At 65.3% G+C, this 15661-nt stretch carries 10 protein-coding genes; 5 read left to right on the top strand and 5 right to left on the bottom strand.

Annotation, left to right across the window (positions count from 1 at the left end; genetic code table 11):
* The first annotated feature begins 3 nt into the window (after positions 1 to 3).
* From PIN01S_RS04250 to PIN01S_RS04260, 3 genes are read left to right on the top strand one after another with little or no spacing between them, the layout of a single operon-like run.
* Positions 4 to 4674: a PAS domain S-box protein gene (locus tag PIN01S_RS04250; protein WP_244505948.1), complete on the top strand. Its 4671-nt coding sequence runs from the start codon at positions 4 to 6 to the stop codon at positions 4672 to 4674.
* A 14-nt stretch (positions 4675 to 4688) separates the two neighbouring features.
* Entirely contained in the window at positions 4689 to 5144 is a 456-nt protein-coding gene (locus PIN01S_RS04255; protein ID WP_084333880.1) for a response regulator, read from the top strand.
* The gene (locus PIN01S_RS04260) at positions 5141 to 8356 is read left to right on the top strand and encodes an EAL domain-containing protein (RefSeq protein WP_084333881.1); all 3216 of its coding nucleotides are present in this window, start codon (positions 5141 to 5143) and stop codon (positions 8354 to 8356) included. The genes PIN01S_RS04255 and PIN01S_RS04260 overlap by 4 nt, the downstream gene beginning before the upstream one ends.
* A 169-nt stretch (positions 8357 to 8525) precedes the next feature.
* On the opposite strand, the gene PIN01S_RS04265 is transcribed toward PIN01S_RS04260, so the two are convergent.
* From PIN01S_RS04265 to PIN01S_RS04280, 4 genes are all read right to left on the bottom strand, one after another.
* Positions 8526 to 9836 (bottom strand): ATP-binding protein, encoded by a 1311-nt coding sequence (locus tag PIN01S_RS04265; RefSeq protein WP_084333882.1) that lies wholly within the window; start codon positions 9834 to 9836, stop codon positions 8526 to 8528.
* 8 nt (positions 9837 to 9844) lie between these two features.
* Positions 9845 to 10453: a chemotaxis protein CheC gene (locus tag PIN01S_RS04270; RefSeq protein WP_084333883.1), complete on the bottom strand. Its 609-nt coding sequence runs from the start codon at positions 10451 to 10453 to the stop codon at positions 9845 to 9847.
* Positions 10453 to 10812 (bottom strand): response regulator, encoded by a 360-nt coding sequence (locus PIN01S_RS04275; RefSeq protein WP_169715783.1) that lies wholly within the window; start codon positions 10810 to 10812, stop codon positions 10453 to 10455. Before PIN01S_RS04275 ends, PIN01S_RS04270 begins: the two co-directional genes overlap by 1 nt.
* A gap of 322 nt (positions 10813 to 11134) precedes the next feature.
* Entirely contained in the window at positions 11135 to 11815 is a 681-nt protein-coding gene (locus tag PIN01S_RS04280) for a TetR family transcriptional regulator (protein WP_084333884.1), read from the bottom strand.
* Between the two features lie 147 nt (positions 11816 to 11962).
* Here PIN01S_RS04280 and PIN01S_RS04285 point away from each other — a divergent pair, with 147 nt between their 5' ends.
* Both PIN01S_RS04285 and PIN01S_RS04290 read left to right on the top strand, forming a co-directional pair.
* Positions 11963 to 13510, top strand: a complete 1548-nt coding sequence (locus tag PIN01S_RS04285) for a flavin-containing monooxygenase (protein ID WP_084333885.1) — start codon at positions 11963 to 11965, stop codon at positions 13508 to 13510.
* Positions 13507 to 14385 (top strand): SDR family NAD(P)-dependent oxidoreductase, encoded by an 879-nt coding sequence (locus tag PIN01S_RS04290; RefSeq protein WP_084333886.1) that lies wholly within the window; start codon positions 13507 to 13509, stop codon positions 14383 to 14385. Before PIN01S_RS04285 ends, PIN01S_RS04290 begins: the two co-directional genes overlap by 4 nt.
* A 16-nt stretch (positions 14386 to 14401) precedes the next feature.
* On the opposite strand, the gene arsJ is transcribed toward PIN01S_RS04290, so the two are convergent.
* The gene (arsJ, locus tag PIN01S_RS04295) at positions 14402 to 15622 is read right to left on the bottom strand and encodes an organoarsenical effux MFS transporter ArsJ (protein WP_084333887.1); all 1221 of its coding nucleotides are present in this window, start codon (positions 15620 to 15622) and stop codon (positions 14402 to 14404) included.
* Between the last annotated feature and the right edge of the window lie 39 nt (positions 15623 to 15661).

Below are 15661 nucleotides of genomic sequence, written 5' to 3' on the forward strand. Positions count from 1 at the left end.
TCGATGAAAGCACGCCACCTGATCATCCAGGCCTACCTGCACTGCCTCGCCTTCGCCCTGATCGCCATGGGCGTGGTCAGCCTGCTCGGCTACCTGCAGATTGAGCATCCGACCCGCCATTCCACCGTTCTGCTACCGGACAGCGCCCTGGTGTCGCTGCTGCTGGGGCTGGTCCTGCTCACCACCGCACGCGCCCTGCGCCCGCTGAGCCTGATCCTGGCCACGCCGCTGCTGGCGCTGGCGCTCTATTCCCTGGTGCACAACTATGTCGCCGGCAGCGCCGACAACGGGACCTCGCTGGTCACCGGCTTCCTGCGCGTGCGCAGCGCGCTGGCGGTGTCCACGCTGGCCCTCACCTTGGCCATGCTGTGCAGCAGCGGCGGCGCGTTCGGCAAGCTGTTCTGCCGCGGCATCGGGCTGGTCATCGTCCTCGTCGGCCTGCTCTCGCAACTGGCGATCTGGCTGCCGGGGCTGGAGATGGCCCGCCTCGGCTTCAAGCCCGGCACCACCAGCGTGGCCAACCTGTTCTCGATCCTGCTCGGCATCGCCGCGCTGCTGCTGACCGAGTTGCCCGCCCAGCGGGAGCGCCTGCTGGACCGGCCGAGCCTGGTGGTCGGCATCATCGGCGCCCTGCTGACCTGCCTGAGCTGGTACATGCTGAGCCTGCAGAGCATCGACTCGCTGACCCGTCAGAGCGACCTGCTGCTGTCCAAGGCCCGGCTGGGGATCGAACGCAGCCTGGACGCCCGCCTGTCATTGATCCAGCGGCTGGTGGAGCGTTGGCAGGTGGTTGGTGCGATCCCCGCCGAACGTCTCTGGGAGCAGGAGGCCGACAGCTACCTGCGCGACTTCTCCAGCATCCGCCTGATTGGCATGCTCGACGGCCGGCTCGAACCCCGCCTCATGCGCATGCGCAATGCCTCGGCCCGGCATTGGCTCGAGCATTTCCTGGAGGACCCGGAGCACCGCGACTGGCTGATCGAGTCCCAGCGTGGCTCGAAGCCGGACATGAGCCATGTCGAGCTGATCGAAGGCTCACCCTCGGCGATGATCATCATGCCCCTGCACCTGCCCGCCGGCGACGGCGTGGTGATCGCCGGACTGGACATCCCCGACCTGCTGGCCAACATCCTCGGCGGTGACCAGAGTGGCTTCGTCATCCGCGTCTACGAGGAGGACAAGCTGGTCATCGACACCCGTGCCGACCGCCCGCAGCGCTTTTCCGTGGAGGTGGGCGAGCTGGACATCCAGCTCGAACACGGTACGACCTGGCGCCTGGTCAGCTTCCTCGGCGACCCGCAGCAACAAGCCTCCATGGCCTTCCTGCCGACCCTGGTGATGCTCTTCGGGCTCGGTTTCACCTTCTTCCTGGTGGTCAGCCAGCGCCTGGTCCGCCTCACCGTCGAACGCAACGACCGCCTGCGCCAGACCAACCAGGAGCTGGAAGACAGCCTGCAGCGCCAGGCCAGCCTGCAGGCGCTGAACCAGCGCATCATGGCGTTCTCCATGGACGTACTCTGCTCGATGGACGAACAGGGCCGCTTCACCCAGCTCAGTCCCTCCAGCGCGACGGTATTCGGCTACCTGCCGGAGGAGCTGATCGGCCACGCCTATCTGGACTGCATCGTGCCCGAGGAACGCGAGCGGACCCAGGCCGAAGTCCGCGCCATCATCAATGGCAGCAGCAACCAGCCGATTCGCAACCGCTTCTGCCGCAAGGACGGCAGCATCGTCCATGTGCTCTGGTCGGCCGACTGGTCGGCGAACGACCGCACCCTGTTCGCCGTCGCCCATGACATCACCCGCCTGGTGCAGAACGAAGCCTACGCCGAGGACCAGCGCGACATCCTCAGCATGATTTCCACCAACCAGGGCCTGGCCGATATCCTCCAGGCCGTCTGCCAGATGGCCGAATCCCAGGACGCCGGCGCGCTCTGCGTGCTGCAACTGATGGACAGGGAACAGCGCACCCTGCACCTGGGCGCGGCGCCCAGCCTGCCCGAAGCGTTCCGGCGTACGCACGAGAGCCTGCCCAACGATCCCGACGACAACCCCTTCAGCAGCGCCGTGCAGAGCCGCCAACTGACCATCGTCGAGGACTTCGCCCACGAGTCGCGCTGGCGGGAACAGCGCAGCCGACTCCAGGAGCACGGCCTGCACGCCTGCTGGGTGATCCCGCTGCTGTCCTACCACGGCGAGGTGCTCGGCACCTTTTCCCTCTATCACCGCCCGCCCCGCGCGCCGGACTCGGAGCAGCTCCAGTTGATGGCCACTGCGGCCCAGCTCGCCGCCATCGCCATCGAGCGGGAGCGCGACCAGATACGCCTGCAGGAGAGCGAGGAACGCTACCGCTCGTTGTTCACCTTCAACCCGGACCCGGTGTTCTCCTTCGACCTCAACGGCAATTTCGAGAGCATGAACCAGGCCGGTTGCCAACTCACCGGCTACCGGGAGGAAAACCTCATCGGACGGAACTTCTCCATGCTGGTCCTGGCCGAGGAAATGCCCCGGGTCAGCAACCACTTCCAAGCCGCGCGCAGCGGCGAGGCGCAACGCTACGAAGTGAAATGCCGCACCGAGAGCGGTGAGCTGCTGGAGCTGTACGTCACCAACCTGCCGATGGTGGTCAAGGACCGCATTGTCGGCGTCTACGGCATCGCCAAGGACATCGGCGAGCGCAACCGGATGAACCGTGCCCTGCGCGAGGCGCTGATGCACTCCGAGCGCCAGGCCGAACTGTTGCGCGGCCTGAGCCAGACCGCGGTACACATGAGCGGCATCCTCGATATCCAGGCCCTGCTCGATTATCTGGCCGAGCAGATGCGCCTGCTGATCGGCGCTCACCTTGCGGTCATCCATCTGGAAGAAGATGCGGGCGCACGAACCCAGCAGACCAGTGCCACCTCGCTCTCCGAAAAATACGCCGCCTGGACGGGTACCCAGCCGCTCTTCGACAGCGGCGGCATCTACGCCTTGATCAGCGAAAGCCCGCACCCGCAGATCATGACCCAGGCGGAACTGGACGCCTACCAGCAGTGGTACGGCAGCGGCGAGCGCAAATCGCCGCCGCTGCGTGGCAGCCTGAGCGTTCCCTTGAAAGACCCCAACGGAAAGAAACTGGGGCGGCTGCTGCTGTCGGACAAATACGCCGGCGATTTCGACCAGGACGACCTGGCCATCGCCCAGCAGTTCGCCCAGATGACCGCGACCATGCTGGAAAACAACCGGCTGATGCGCGAGGTGCTGTCCGGCGAGCAGCGCCTGCAAGCCCAGTTGGAGTTCACCTCGGCGATCACCGACAGCATCGCCGAAGGCTTGATCGCCATCGATGCCCAGGGCCTGCTGACCTTCGTCAATCCAGCCGCGGCCTACCTGATCGGCCGGCCCGCCGAAACGCTGCTGGGCGAGCCCCTGGCCGAGCAACTGCCCCTGCCCGTCGCCGAGTGGAGCCATCCGGGCGAAGGACAGGGCAGCCTGCATGGCGAGTTCTGCCTGCGCGACGACCGGGGCGAGGAGCTCTGCCTGGCCTATGACAGCGCGCCGCTGCAGGGCAGCCGCGGCCCGAACGGCTGGGTGGTGGCATTCCGCGACATCAGCGCCCAGCGCCGCGCCAGCCAGGCCATGCGCGAGCGCGACCAGTTCTTCACCCTGTCGCTGGAAATGTTCTGCCTGATCAGCCTCCAGGGCCATTTCATCCAGGTCAACCCGGCCTTCGTCATGGTGCTCGGCTATCCGGCCGAACGCCTGATCGACCAGCCCTACCTCGACCTGATCCACACCGAGGACCGGCCCATCATCGAGGCCGCCATCCGCCGTCTGCAGGAAGGCCACCTGGTGCAGGACCTGGAGACCCGCGTCACCGACAGCCAGGGCCGGCTGCGCTGGCTGCAACTCAGTGCGGCGCTGGGCGACGACCGGGTGATCTATTGCGCGGCCCGCGATATCACCCAGCGCAAGGCCGACGAGCAGGCCCTGCAGGACACCCTGCGCGAACTGGAGCGCAGCAACCGCGAATTGCAGGAGTTCGCCTTCGTCGCCTCCCACGACCTGCAGGAACCGCTGCGCAAGATCCAGGCCTTCTCCGAACGCCTGGAAAGCCAGGCGGAATCCCTCAGCGAGGAAGGCCGCGACTACCTGCAACGCATGAGCCAGGCAGCCAGCCGCATGCAATCGCTGATTCGCGACCTGCTCGCCTATTCGCGGGTCACCACCCGCGGCCAGCCGTTCGTGTCCGTGGAGCTGGACCAGATTCTCGACGGCGTGCTGCAGGACATGGAAACCAGCCTGGAGAGCAGCGGCGCCGAGATCCAGCGCTCGCCGCTGCCGCCCCTGCAGGGCGACCCGACGCAACTGCGCCAGTTGTTGCAGAACCTGCTGAGCAACGCGGTCAAATTCCACCAGGAGAACCAACCGCCGCGCGTGCGTATCTATGCTGAAAGGCAGTCGCCCAAGGAATGGACCCTCTGCGTGGCGGACAACGGCATCGGCTTCGAGGAGAAATACCTGGACCGCATCTTCAACCCGTTCCAACGCCTGCATGGCCGCCAGGCCTACCCCGGCACCGGCATCGGCCTGGCCATCGTCAAGAAAATCGTCGAGCGCCACGGCGCCAGCATCACCGCCAACAGCCAGCCCGGCCAAGGCACCACGTTCAGAATCCGTTTCAGAACCTGAGAGACGCCCGCTGCATGGACAAGAATTCGATCCATATCCTCATTGCCGACGACGATCCCGACGATTGTCTGCTGACCCGCGAGGCGTTCCGCGAAAGCCGGATGACCAACGAGGTTCATTTCGTGCACAACGGCGAGGAACTCATGGACTACCTGCGCCACCGTCCACCCTACGAGGACCGCCAGCGCCACCCCCGGCCGGGCCTGATCCTGCTGGACCTGAACATGCCGCTCAAGGACGGCCGCGAAGCACTGAGCGAAATCAAGGCGGACGAAAACCTGCGCAGCATCCCGGTGGTGGTCCTGACCACCTCCTCCGCCGAGGAGGACATCATCCGCAGCTACGACTGCGGGGTGAACTCCTTCATCACCAAGCCGGTGAGCTTCCGCGGCCTGCTCGACGTCGTGCAGACCCTCGGCCGCTATTGGCTGCAGATCGTCGAACTGCCAGAAGAACACATGAAGCCATGAGCCAGCCCGAATCCACCCTGCGTCTCCTGCTGGTCGAGGACGACGAAGACGATTACCTGATCACCCGCGACCTGCTGCGCCAGGCCCGACAACTGCGCTGCGATCTGGATTGGCTGGACAATTACGACGATGCGCTAGCCGCCATCCTGCGCCAGGAACACGACCTGATCCTGATCGATTACTACCTGGGCGCCGAGTCCGGCCTGGCGCTGATCGACCATGCCCTGAAAGCCGGCATCCGCACGCCGATCATCCTGCTCACCGGCCAGGGCGACGACGAACTGGATGCCAACGCGGTGAAACTGGGCGCCGCCGATTACCTGGTGAAAGGCCAGATCGACAGCCGCACCCTCGCCCGCAGCATCCGCTATGCGGTCGGCCGCGGGCAGATCACCGCCGAACTGGCGGACAGCGAAGCCCGCTATCGCCTGCTGTTCGAAGCCAACCCGGAACCCATGTACGTCTTCCACCGCGAGACCCTGCGCTTCCTCGCGGTCAACCAGGCCGCCCTCGACCTCTACGGCTACAGCCGCGAGGAATTCCTCGGCATGCGGGTGCTCGACATCCGCTCCATCGAAGAACAGGAGCGTTTCCTCGCTTACCACGAAAGCCACGGCGGTGGCACGCAGTACCCCAACGCCGGTCTCTGGACCCACCGGGACCGGCACGGCCGGGAAATCCAGGTGGAGATCATGGCCCACGACATCGACTTCAACGGCCAGCCGGCGCGCCTGACGCTGGCCATCGATGTCACCGAGAAGCTCAAGACCGACGCGGAGATCAAGCGCAAGGAAGAAGCCTTCCGCCAGTTGCTCACCGACAACCGCGACGCCCTGCTGGTGATCGACGCGGAAGGCCGGGTGCGCTACGCCAACCCGGCAGCGGAAACCCTGCTGCGAACGCCATCGGAATCGCTGCTGAACCGGCACTTCGAACTGCCGTTGCAGGAGGGCAATCTCTACGAGCACAACCTGCCCATGGCCGACGGCGGCAGACTGCCGGTGGAAATCCAGTCCGCCCATACCGAATGGGAAGGCCAGGACATGCGCCTGCTGTCGTTGCGCGACATCAGCCAGCGCAAGGAGTCCGAGCGCCAGTTGCGCCTGCTGCAACGCAGCCTGGAGGCCAGCTACAACGGCATGCTGATCTGCGATGCGCGCAGCGCAGACCTGCCGATCATCTACGTCAACCCGGCCTTCGAACGCATCACCGGCTATCCCGCCAGCGAAGCCCTGGGGCGCAACTGCCGGTTCCTCCAGGGCGATGAGCGCGACCAACCCGGCGTCGAGGAAATCCGCCGCTGCCTACGCGAGAAAAGCGACGTCAACGTGGTGCTGCGCAACTTCCGCAAGGACGGCTCACCATTCTGGAACAACCTCTACATCGCCCCGGTGCCGGACGAAAACGGCGAGATCACTCACTTCATCGGCGTGCAGAACGATATTTCCGAGCAGAAGCGCTACGAGACCGAACTGGCCTACAACGCCAGCCACGACGTGCTCACCGGCTTGCCCAACCGCGCGCTGCTGGAGGACCGCCTGACCCAGGGCTGCCGGATTTCCCAGCGCTACAACCGCAGCCTGGCGGTGATGTTCATCGACCTGGACGGCTTCAAGCCGATCAATGACACCATGGGCCACAGCGTCGGCGACCAGATTCTCGTCGAAGTGGCGCGGCGCATGAGCCAGCAGGTCCGCCCCGGCGACACCGTGGCGCGCCTGGGCGGCGACGAGTTCATCGTGCTGCTGCCCGACCTGGCCCGCGACGAGGATGTGCTGCTGGTGGCCGAACGGCTGATCGACAGCCTCGCCCGGCCTTACCAGGCCCAGGGCATCGACCTGCACATCACCGCCAGCATCGGCATCACCCTCAGCGACGGCGAGGTCGAGCAGCCGATGCAGCTCATCCAGCAGGCCGACCTCGCGATGTACAAGGCCAAGCAGCAGGGGCGCAACAACTACCAGTGGTACACCACCGACCTCAACCAGAAGGTCAGCGAGCGCGTCGCCCTGCGCAACGAGTTGCAGAAGGCCATCGAAGGCGAGGATTTCGAGCTCTACTACCAGCCACAGATCGACGGCCGCAGCGGCCGCGTCACCGGCGTCGAAGCGCTGCTACGCTGGCATCACGCCGAACAGGGCCCGATCCCGCCGGCGCAGTTCGTACCGGTGGCCGAGGACACCGGCCAGATCATCCCGCTGAGCCTGTGGGTCCTCTCCACCGCCTGCCGGCAGATTCGCCAGCTCAACGAGCAGGGTCTCGACATGGTAGTGGCAGTGAACGTCTCGCCCTTGCAGTTCCAGCGCACCAACTTCGTCGAGAGCGTCCAGGCCGCCCTGTTACAGAGCCAGCTACCCCCTACCCAGTTGGAACTGGAGATCACCGAAACCGTACTGCTGGACAACGCCGAGCGCGCCATCCACATCCTCCATGCCTTGAAGGAGCTGGGCGTGAGGGTATCCATCGACGATTTCGGCACTGGCTTCTCCAGCCTGAACTACCTCAAGCGCCTGCCCATCGACAAGGTGAAAATCGACCGCTCCTTCGTCCACGAGGTGATCAGCGACCGCCATGATGCCGCCATCACCCAGGGCATCATCTCCATGGCCCACCACCTCAACCTCAAGGTCACCGCCGAGGGGGTGGAAACCGAGCCGCAATACGCCTTCCTGAAAAAGAGCCACTGCGACGAGTTCCAGGGGTACTTCTTCGCCAAGCCGATGCCGTTCGGCCAACTCGAACAGTTCCTCCGCGAACGTCAGGCGCCGCCCCCGGAGCTGCCGAAGACCGACGACAACGTGCAGACGCTGCTCCTGCTCGACGATGAAGAGAACATCCTCCGCGCCCTGACCCGCGTACTGCGCCGCGACGGTTACCGGATACTCACCGCCAACCACGCCCAGGATGCCTTCGAGCTGCTGGCCAAGCACGATGTCCAGGTGGTCATCTCCGACCAGCGCATGCCGGAAATGAACGGCACCGAATTCCTCAGCCGGGTCAAGGACCTCTACCCGGACACCATCCGCATCGTGCTCTCCGGCTACACCGACCTGAAGTCGGTGACCGATGCCATCAACCAGGGGGCGATCTACAAGTTCCTCACCAAACCCTGGGACGACGAGCAACTGCGCCAGAACATCAGCCAGGCCTTCCAGCACCACAGCCAGGCCAAGCAGAAAGAGGGAACGGGGATCGGTAATGGCTCCGGGTGAACAAGGCTACGACCTTTGCCATGTGCGCGGCGCCCCCTCTCCCTCGGCCCCTCTCCCGTAAACGGGAGAGGGGAGATTCGTGCCGCACGGCGTAGCGAAGTGATCCTGGCGCCTTGGCATTGCCCGAAGGCTTGCAGAAGAGGTTCGGCTAACTCCCGCGCCCCTTGACCTACCGATCCTCCTGCGGCTGGCGTGCCGGCAGCCAGACGGTGAAAGCCGTGCCCTTGCCCGGCTCGCTCTCCACCTCGATCCGCCCGTGGTGCTTGCTGACGATGTTGTAGGACACCGATAACCCCAGGCCAGTCCCCGAGCCCACCGGCTTGGTGGTGAAGAACGGCTCGAACAGACGCTTCAGGTTCTCCGGCGGAATGCCGCAGCCGTCGTCGCGCACCCGGACGAACACCCAGTCGTCGCGCGTGCCGGTTTCCAGCCAGATGGTGCCGCGGTTCGGAATGGCATGCGCGGCATTGACGATCAGGTTCATGAACACCTGGTTGAGCTGCGAACCGATGCACTCCACGTCCGGCAGCTCGCCGTACTGCTTGACCACCTCGGCCTTGAACTTCACCTCGTTCCAGACCACGTTCAGCGTGCTGTCCAGGCCCTTGTGCAGGTCCACCACCTGCCAGTCCGCCGAGTCCACGTGGGAAAAATCGCGCAGGTCCTGGACGATCCGCTTGACCCGCTCCAACCCCTCGCGGGACTCGCGGATCAGATCGAATATGTCGCTGCGCAGGAACTCGTAGTCCAGCTCGCGGTTGGCCTGTTCGATCCGCGCACGGAACGCGGCATCCTGCAACGACGGCAGGTCGCGGTTGTAGGCTTCGATCAGGCTGAACAGGTCCTTCACATAGGATTCCAGGCTGGCGAAGTTGGAGTTCACGTAGCCGACCGGGTTGTTGATCTCGTGCGCCACCCCGGCGGCGAGCTGGCCGATGGCGGCCATCTTCTCCGATTGCAGCAGTTGCGCCTGGGCCTCTTCCAACTTGCGGATCAGCCGGGCCTGCTCTTCCTTCTCGGCCTGCAGCAGCTCGTTCAGCCGCGCCAGTTCCAGATGCTGCGCGGCCGTTTCGGTGGCATCGGCCACGGTCAGGCAGACGTACTTGATCGCCCCGGAAGTCTCCACCACCGGAAAGAAGGTGCAGTTCTGGTACATCGCCGCCACCTGCCCGGTAATGGGCCGGCTGTCGGAGAAGTCGAACAGGTGCGGGCGCTGCTGCCAGGAGGTGAACGCCAGGTTCTGCAGGGTGAAGACACTGTCGATCTTCTTCTTCACCCATAGGCGCGGCAGTTCCGGGAACAGGTCGAACAGCGATTGGCCGACCACCTCGGCCGCGCTGCGCCCGCTGTTGATGCTCATGAAATCGTTCCAGTACATCACCCGGCAGTCGCGGTCGAGCAGCACGACGCCGAGGTTGATCTGCTGCAGGACGGATTCCAGCTCCGTGTGCAACGGGGACTGCTGTGCCGGAAGGTCCATGGGCCGCCTCAGATGTCGTTCAGCAATTGGTCGATCGCCTCGATCACCGTAGCCACCGTGTCCTCGGCGATGCACACCAGCAGGTCGCAGATGAAGCTGTGGGTGGCCACTTCGAAATGGATTTCCAGCACCAGGGCCTGGTGGCCTTGCAGCACCTGGCTGTCCAGCACCTCCTTCAGCGAACGGCCGCGCGACAGGATCGACGGCGCGCCGTAGCTCACCTTGAGGTCGATTTGCTGGGCCAGGCCGTTGATGCAGGCGCCGGTGAGGATGTTGGTGACGTCCAGCATCAGCTCGTCCTGGCTGTTGGCTTCGCCTTCGTAGCCCATCAGCCCGGCCAACTGGTCGGCGCCGTTCTCGCCGAAGCAGACCACCACCTCGCCGCGCAACCGGCCGAGGAACGACTGGCGCGTGACGATGGCCGGCTGGCCGGCCATGTCCAGGTTTTCGAGCAGGTTGGCGTGGGCATCCTCCACCGGGTGGATACGCGGCACGGACAGGGTGACGAAGGTTTCGGTCAGGCGCGCCAACCGGTCGGCGCCCTGCCCCATGGCGACGTTCATCAGCTCCTGCAGGGCATCGCGCCGGTCCTCGCTGAGGTTCGCCAGGCGGTTCATCAGATCAACCCCACGTCATGGAGGGCCGCCTGCATGGCCTCCGGTGTGATCGGCTTCTTGACGAACCCCGCGGCCCCCAGCTCGCGCACCCGCTGCTGCGCCTGCGGCTGGATATCCGCGCTGATCACGATGACCACCGCGTTGGCGTCCTCGCGCTTGAGCAATTCGAGGGTGCGGAAACCATCCATCACTGGCATGGTCAGGTCGAGAAAGATCACTTCGGCATTACCCGCATGGTAGGCGGCCAGCGCTTCCTCGCCGTTGGCGGCCTGGCTGATCTCCGCCTCGAACTCGGGCGGCAGCGCCTTCATCACCATTTTCCGGGACATGGCGGAATCGTCGACGATCAGTACTTTCAAGCAGAGTCTCCTTTCGGCCGGGCATGCGACGTTGTGAGTATAGACAGCCACCCGGCATCGCCAGGATGACCGGCACCGCTTGAAGTTTTGGACCACCGTTCGTACCGGGCGATTCCCGAGGCGGAGGGGGAAATGCGGCGGCGCCGGCGCAATCCGGAGCAACGGACTCCCGGATTACGCTTCTCTTATCCGGACGACGATCGAGATCGCTGCAGGCCCCTGTAGGAGCGAGCTCTGCTCGCGAATGGGACCGCGCAGAAGCTTCGCCAGCAGAGCTGGCTCCTACAAAGTACAAGCCCCCGTAGCCCGATCCCTGACGCCTTCAGGCCCGAGGCGCCTGCTCCAGGCTCCGCAGCACGCTGGCACCGGCGAACAGGGTGACGATCATCTCCTCCGCTTCGGCGCAAATGCGGGGGCGCTGGTCCACCTGCTCCAGGTAATCCAGCGACATCTGGAACAGGTGCCGGCTGATCAGCGACGACAGCCGCTTCACCCCCTCGCCGTCCAGCGCTACCAGTTGCAGGTTCTGGATGTCTTCGGCCATGTCCTGGGCGAACCCCTCCATCACTTCGCGCAGCTCGGCCCGCAGCAACGGCGAGGCGCCATGCAATTCGCGCATGCCGACGATGAAGGCCTCCGGGTTCTCTTCGACGAAGCGGAAGAACAGCGCCACCGTCTCGTGGCACACCAGACGCCCCCGGCCGAGGTCGACCCCCAGCAACCGCGGGCCACCCTCACCGCCCTCCGCCGCGCGCTGGGCCGCTTCCCGGCGCAGGTCACGCAGCGGCTGGCGCAATTGGTCGGCGATGTGCCGGATCAGCGCCATGCCCAGCTCGTCCACGCTCTGGAAATGCCGGTAGAAGGTATTGGGATTGAGCCCCGCCTCCCGCGCCAGCTCGCGCAGGCCCAGGCTGCTCAGGCTGCGGCTGTGGGCCATCAGTCGCAGGGCGGCGTCCATCAACAGGCGCTTGCCTTGCGCCACACCGGATCGAACCAGGGTCATGGGATTTCCTTTCGTCACAACGGCGATCAAAACCGAGGGCACTCGGCCACGCAACCCATCGGAGGATAGGGTGCCCCGCCGGGTATACAAATGTCTACTTGGTACAGCGTCGTAACGCCAGCCAATGACAACAAGAGGACCCTGGCCATGAATGCCCCTGCGGCTACCCTGCCTGTACAGCACTGCAAGATCGCCATCGTCGGCACCGGTTTTTCCGGTCTCGGCATGGCCATTCGCCTCAAGCAACGGGGCGAGGACGACTTCCTCCTGTTCGAGAAGGAAGGCGGCGTCGGCGGCACCTGGCGGGTCAATCACTACCCGGGCTGCGCCTGCGACGTACAATCGCACCTGTATTCGTTCTCCTTCGAGCCGAACCCGGAGTGGACGCGCATGTTCGCCCGCCAGCCGGAGATCAAGGGCTACCTGGAAGGTTGCTGGGAGAAGTACCGGCTGCAGGAAAAAACCCTGCTGAACACCGAAATCCGCCGGATGCACTGGGACGAGGAGCAGGAGCTGTGGCACCTCGAGGATGCCGCCGGCAACCGCTACAGCGCCCGCTTCGTGGTGTCCGGGATGGGCGCCCTGTCCACGCCGTCGATTCCCAGGCTGAACGGCCTGGGGACTTTTACCGGCAAAATGTTCCACTCCCAACAGTGGGACCACGACTACGACCTCACGGGCAAGCGCGTGGCGGTGATCGGCACTGGCGCCTCGGCGATCCAGTTCGTCCCGCAGATCCAGCGCCAGGTCGCCCACCTCGATCTCTACCAGCGCACGCCGCCGTGGATCATGCCCAAGCCGGACCGCGCCATCGGCGAGCGCGAACGCGAACGCTTCAAACGCTTCCCGCTGGTGCAGAAGCTCTGGCGCGGGCTGATCTACGGGCTGCTGGAAAGCCGGGTGATCGGTTTCGCCCTGCTGCCGCGGGTGATGACGCTGGCGCAGGTGGTCAGCAAGGCCTACATCCGCCGGCAGATCAAGGACCCGGTGCTGCGCGCCAAGGTCACCCCGGACTACCTGATGGGCTGCAAGCGCGTGCTGATCTCCAACGATTACTACCCGGCGCTGACCCAGCCCAACGTCGATGTGATTACCGACGGCATCCGCGAAATCCGCGCCAATAGCATCGTCACCACCGATGGCACGGAACGCGAGATCGACGCCATCATCTTCGGCACCGGCTTCACCCCCAGCGATCCGCTGCCGCGCGGGGCCATCTTCGGCCGGGGTGGCGTCGACCTGCTCGACACCTGGCCGGAAGGCCCGGAAGCCTACAAGGGCACCCTGACCGCCGGCTTCCCCAACCTGTTCTTCCTGATGGGCCCGAACACCGGCTTGGGTCACAACTCGATGGTCTACATGATCGAGTCGCAGATCCACTATGTGCTCGGCGCCCTCGACCTGCTCGAACAGCGCAACCTGCGCAGCCTGGAGGTCAAGCGCGAGGAGCAGGACCGTTTCAACGGCAAGATACAGGGCAACCTCGGCAACACCGTGTGGAACGCCGGTGGCTGCATGAGCTGGTACCTGCATCCGGTCAGCGGTCGCAACTGCACGGTCTGGCCTGGCTTCACCTGGCGTTTCCGCCTGCTGACGCGCAACTTCGACGCCAGCGCCTACCACTTCAGCCGCGCAAACCCCGCGCACCCGGCACAGACGTTCGCCGCCACACCGGCACAGGAGGCCACCGCATGAAATCCTTCGAAAACAAGGTCGCCGCCATCACCGGCGCCGGCTCCGGCATCGGTCGCGCCCTCGCCTATGCCCTTGCCCGCCAGGGTTGCCACCTGGCGCTGAGCGACGTGAACGTCGAAGGCCTGGCGGAAACCGCCAGCCGCGCCCGTCAACTCGGCGTCCAAGTCACCGAAACGCGCGTCGACGTGGCCGACCGCGGGGCCATGCAAGCCTGGGCCGACCAGGTGGCATTGGACCACGGCCGGGTCAATCTGATCTTCAACAACGCTGGCGTGGCCCATGCCGGCACCGTGGAAGGCAGCGATTTCGCCGACTACGAATGGATCATGAACATCAACTTCTGGGGCGTGGTGAACGGCACCAAGGCCTTCCTACCGCACCTGAAAGCCTCCGGCCAGGGCCATGTGGTCAACGTCTCCAGTGTCTTCGGCCTGTTCGCCCAGCCGGGCATGAGCGCCTACAACGCCACCAAGTACGCCGTGCGCGGCTTCACCGAGTCGCTGCGCCAGGAGCTGGACATGGAAGGCTGTGGCGTGTCGGCCAGTTGCGTGCACCCGGGCGGGATCAAGACCAACATCGCCAAGACCGCGCGGATGAACGACAGCCTCGCCCGGGTCACCGGCCAGGCCGCCGACCAGTCGCGCCAGCAGTTCCACGATCAGTTGCTGCGCACCACCCCGGAAAAGGCTGCCGCGGTGATCCTGCGTGGCGTACTGCGCAACAAGCGACGCATCCTGATCGGCTCGGATGCGCTCGCGGCCGATCTGATGCAGCGCCTGCTGCCAGGCTTCTACCAGCGGCTGGTCACCGCCAGCATGCGCCTCGCGGCCCGGTTCGCGCCCAAACCCAAGGGGCGGGCGTTATCCGCGGAGTGAGACCAAGCCCCGGCGCTCACCGCTCGGCGGCGTGCCGGGGCAAACCGATGGAAAGCAGCGCGGCCAGCAGCACGAACGCCGAGGACACCCAGAGACACACCGCCAGGCCATGAGCCTGGAACAGCCAGCCGGACAGCAACGTGCCGACCAGCCGTCCCAGGGCGTTGGACATGTAGTAGAAGCCCACGTCCAGCGACACGCCGTCCTCCTGGGCGTAGGACACGATCAGGTAGCTGTGCAGCGACGAATTCACCGCGAACAGCGCCCCGAACACCAGCAATCCACCTAGCAGCACCGGCTGCGCCGGCAGCCCGCTGCCCAGGCCGAGGGCAATCGCACCCGGCAGCACCGCCAGCGGCAAGGCCCAGCCGAGGGCCGCGCGCCCATCCGGCACGTGGCCGCTGCGCTTGCCGGTCAGCGCCGGGGCGAACGATTGGACGATGCCGTAGCCGATGATCCAAGCAGCGAGAAAGCCGCCCACCCACCAGAAATCCCAACCGAACACCGTGCTCAGGTAAACCGGCAAGGCAACCACGAACCAGACGTCGCGGGCGCCGAACAGAAACAGACGCGCCGCCGACAGGATATTGATCGCCCGGCTCTTCGACAGCAGGTCGCGGAACTTCGGCTTGGCCTTCGCCTTGCCCAGCTCCTTCCTCAACAGGAACAGACTGGCCAGCCAGATCGCCGCCAGCACCGCCGCCATCGCCAGCACCGCACCGGCGAAGCCGAGCAGCGCCAGCAACGCCCCGCCGAGGAAGAAGCCGACACCCTTGAGCGCGTTCTTCGAGCCGGTCAGCAGCGCCACCCAGCGATACAGCGTGCCCTGCCGGTCGCCCGGCACCAGCAGCTTGATGGCGCTCTTCGCGCTCATCTTGTTCAAGTCCTTGGCGATGCCGGACAACGCCTGGGCCAGCATCACCCAAGGCACCGTCAGCCAGGCTGCCGGCACCGTCAGCATGAGCAGCGCCACAACCTGCATCGCCAACCCGAGGTTCATGGTGCGGTTCAAGCCCAGGCGGGCGCCGAGGTAGCCGCCCAGCAGGTTGGTCACCACGCCGAAGAACTCGTAAAACAAGAACAGCGCGGCGATCTGCAGCGGCGAATAGCCCAGCGTGTGGAAATGCAGCACCACCAGCATGCGCAGCGCGCCGTCGGTGAGGGTGAAGGCCCAGTAGTTGCCGGTCACCAACAGGTACTGGCGGACTTCCGGGGCGAGTCGGGAAAGAAAAGGCATCGGATCGTCCGAAAAACGTCGGGAATCTGTGGGAGCGAA

Origin of the sequence: Pseudomonas indica NBRC 103045 (assembly GCF_002091635.1) — a bacterium.
GTDB lineage: Bacteria > Pseudomonadota > Gammaproteobacteria > Pseudomonadales > Pseudomonadaceae > Pseudomonas_M > Pseudomonas_M indica.

Coding starts and splice junctions, on each gene's coding strand:
- PIN01S_RS04250 (WP_244505948.1), top strand. CDS start 4: ATGAAAGCACGCCACCTGATCATCCAGGCCTACCTGCACTGCCTCGCC.
- PIN01S_RS04255 (WP_084333880.1), top strand. CDS start 4,689: ATGGACAAGAATTCGATCCATATCCTCATTGCCGACGACGATCCCGAC.
- PIN01S_RS04260 (WP_084333881.1), top strand. CDS start 5,141: ATGAGCCAGCCCGAATCCACCCTGCGTCTCCTGCTGGTCGAGGACGAC.
- PIN01S_RS04265 (WP_084333882.1), bottom strand. CDS start 9,836: ATGGACCTTCCGGCACAGCAGTCCCCGTTGCACACGGAGCTGGAATCC.
- PIN01S_RS04270 (WP_084333883.1), bottom strand. CDS start 10,453: ATGAACCGCCTGGCGAACCTCAGCGAGGACCGGCGCGATGCCCTGCAG.
- PIN01S_RS04280 (WP_084333884.1), bottom strand. CDS start 11,815: ATGACCCTGGTTCGATCCGGTGTGGCGCAAGGCAAGCGCCTGTTGATG.
- PIN01S_RS04285 (WP_084333885.1), top strand. CDS start 11,963: ATGAATGCCCCTGCGGCTACCCTGCCTGTACAGCACTGCAAGATCGCC.
- PIN01S_RS04290 (WP_084333886.1), top strand. CDS start 13,507: ATGAAATCCTTCGAAAACAAGGTCGCCGCCATCACCGGCGCCGGCTCC.
- arsJ (WP_084333887.1), bottom strand. CDS start 15,622: ATGCCTTTTCTTTCCCGACTCGCCCCGGAAGTCCGCCAGTACCTGTTG.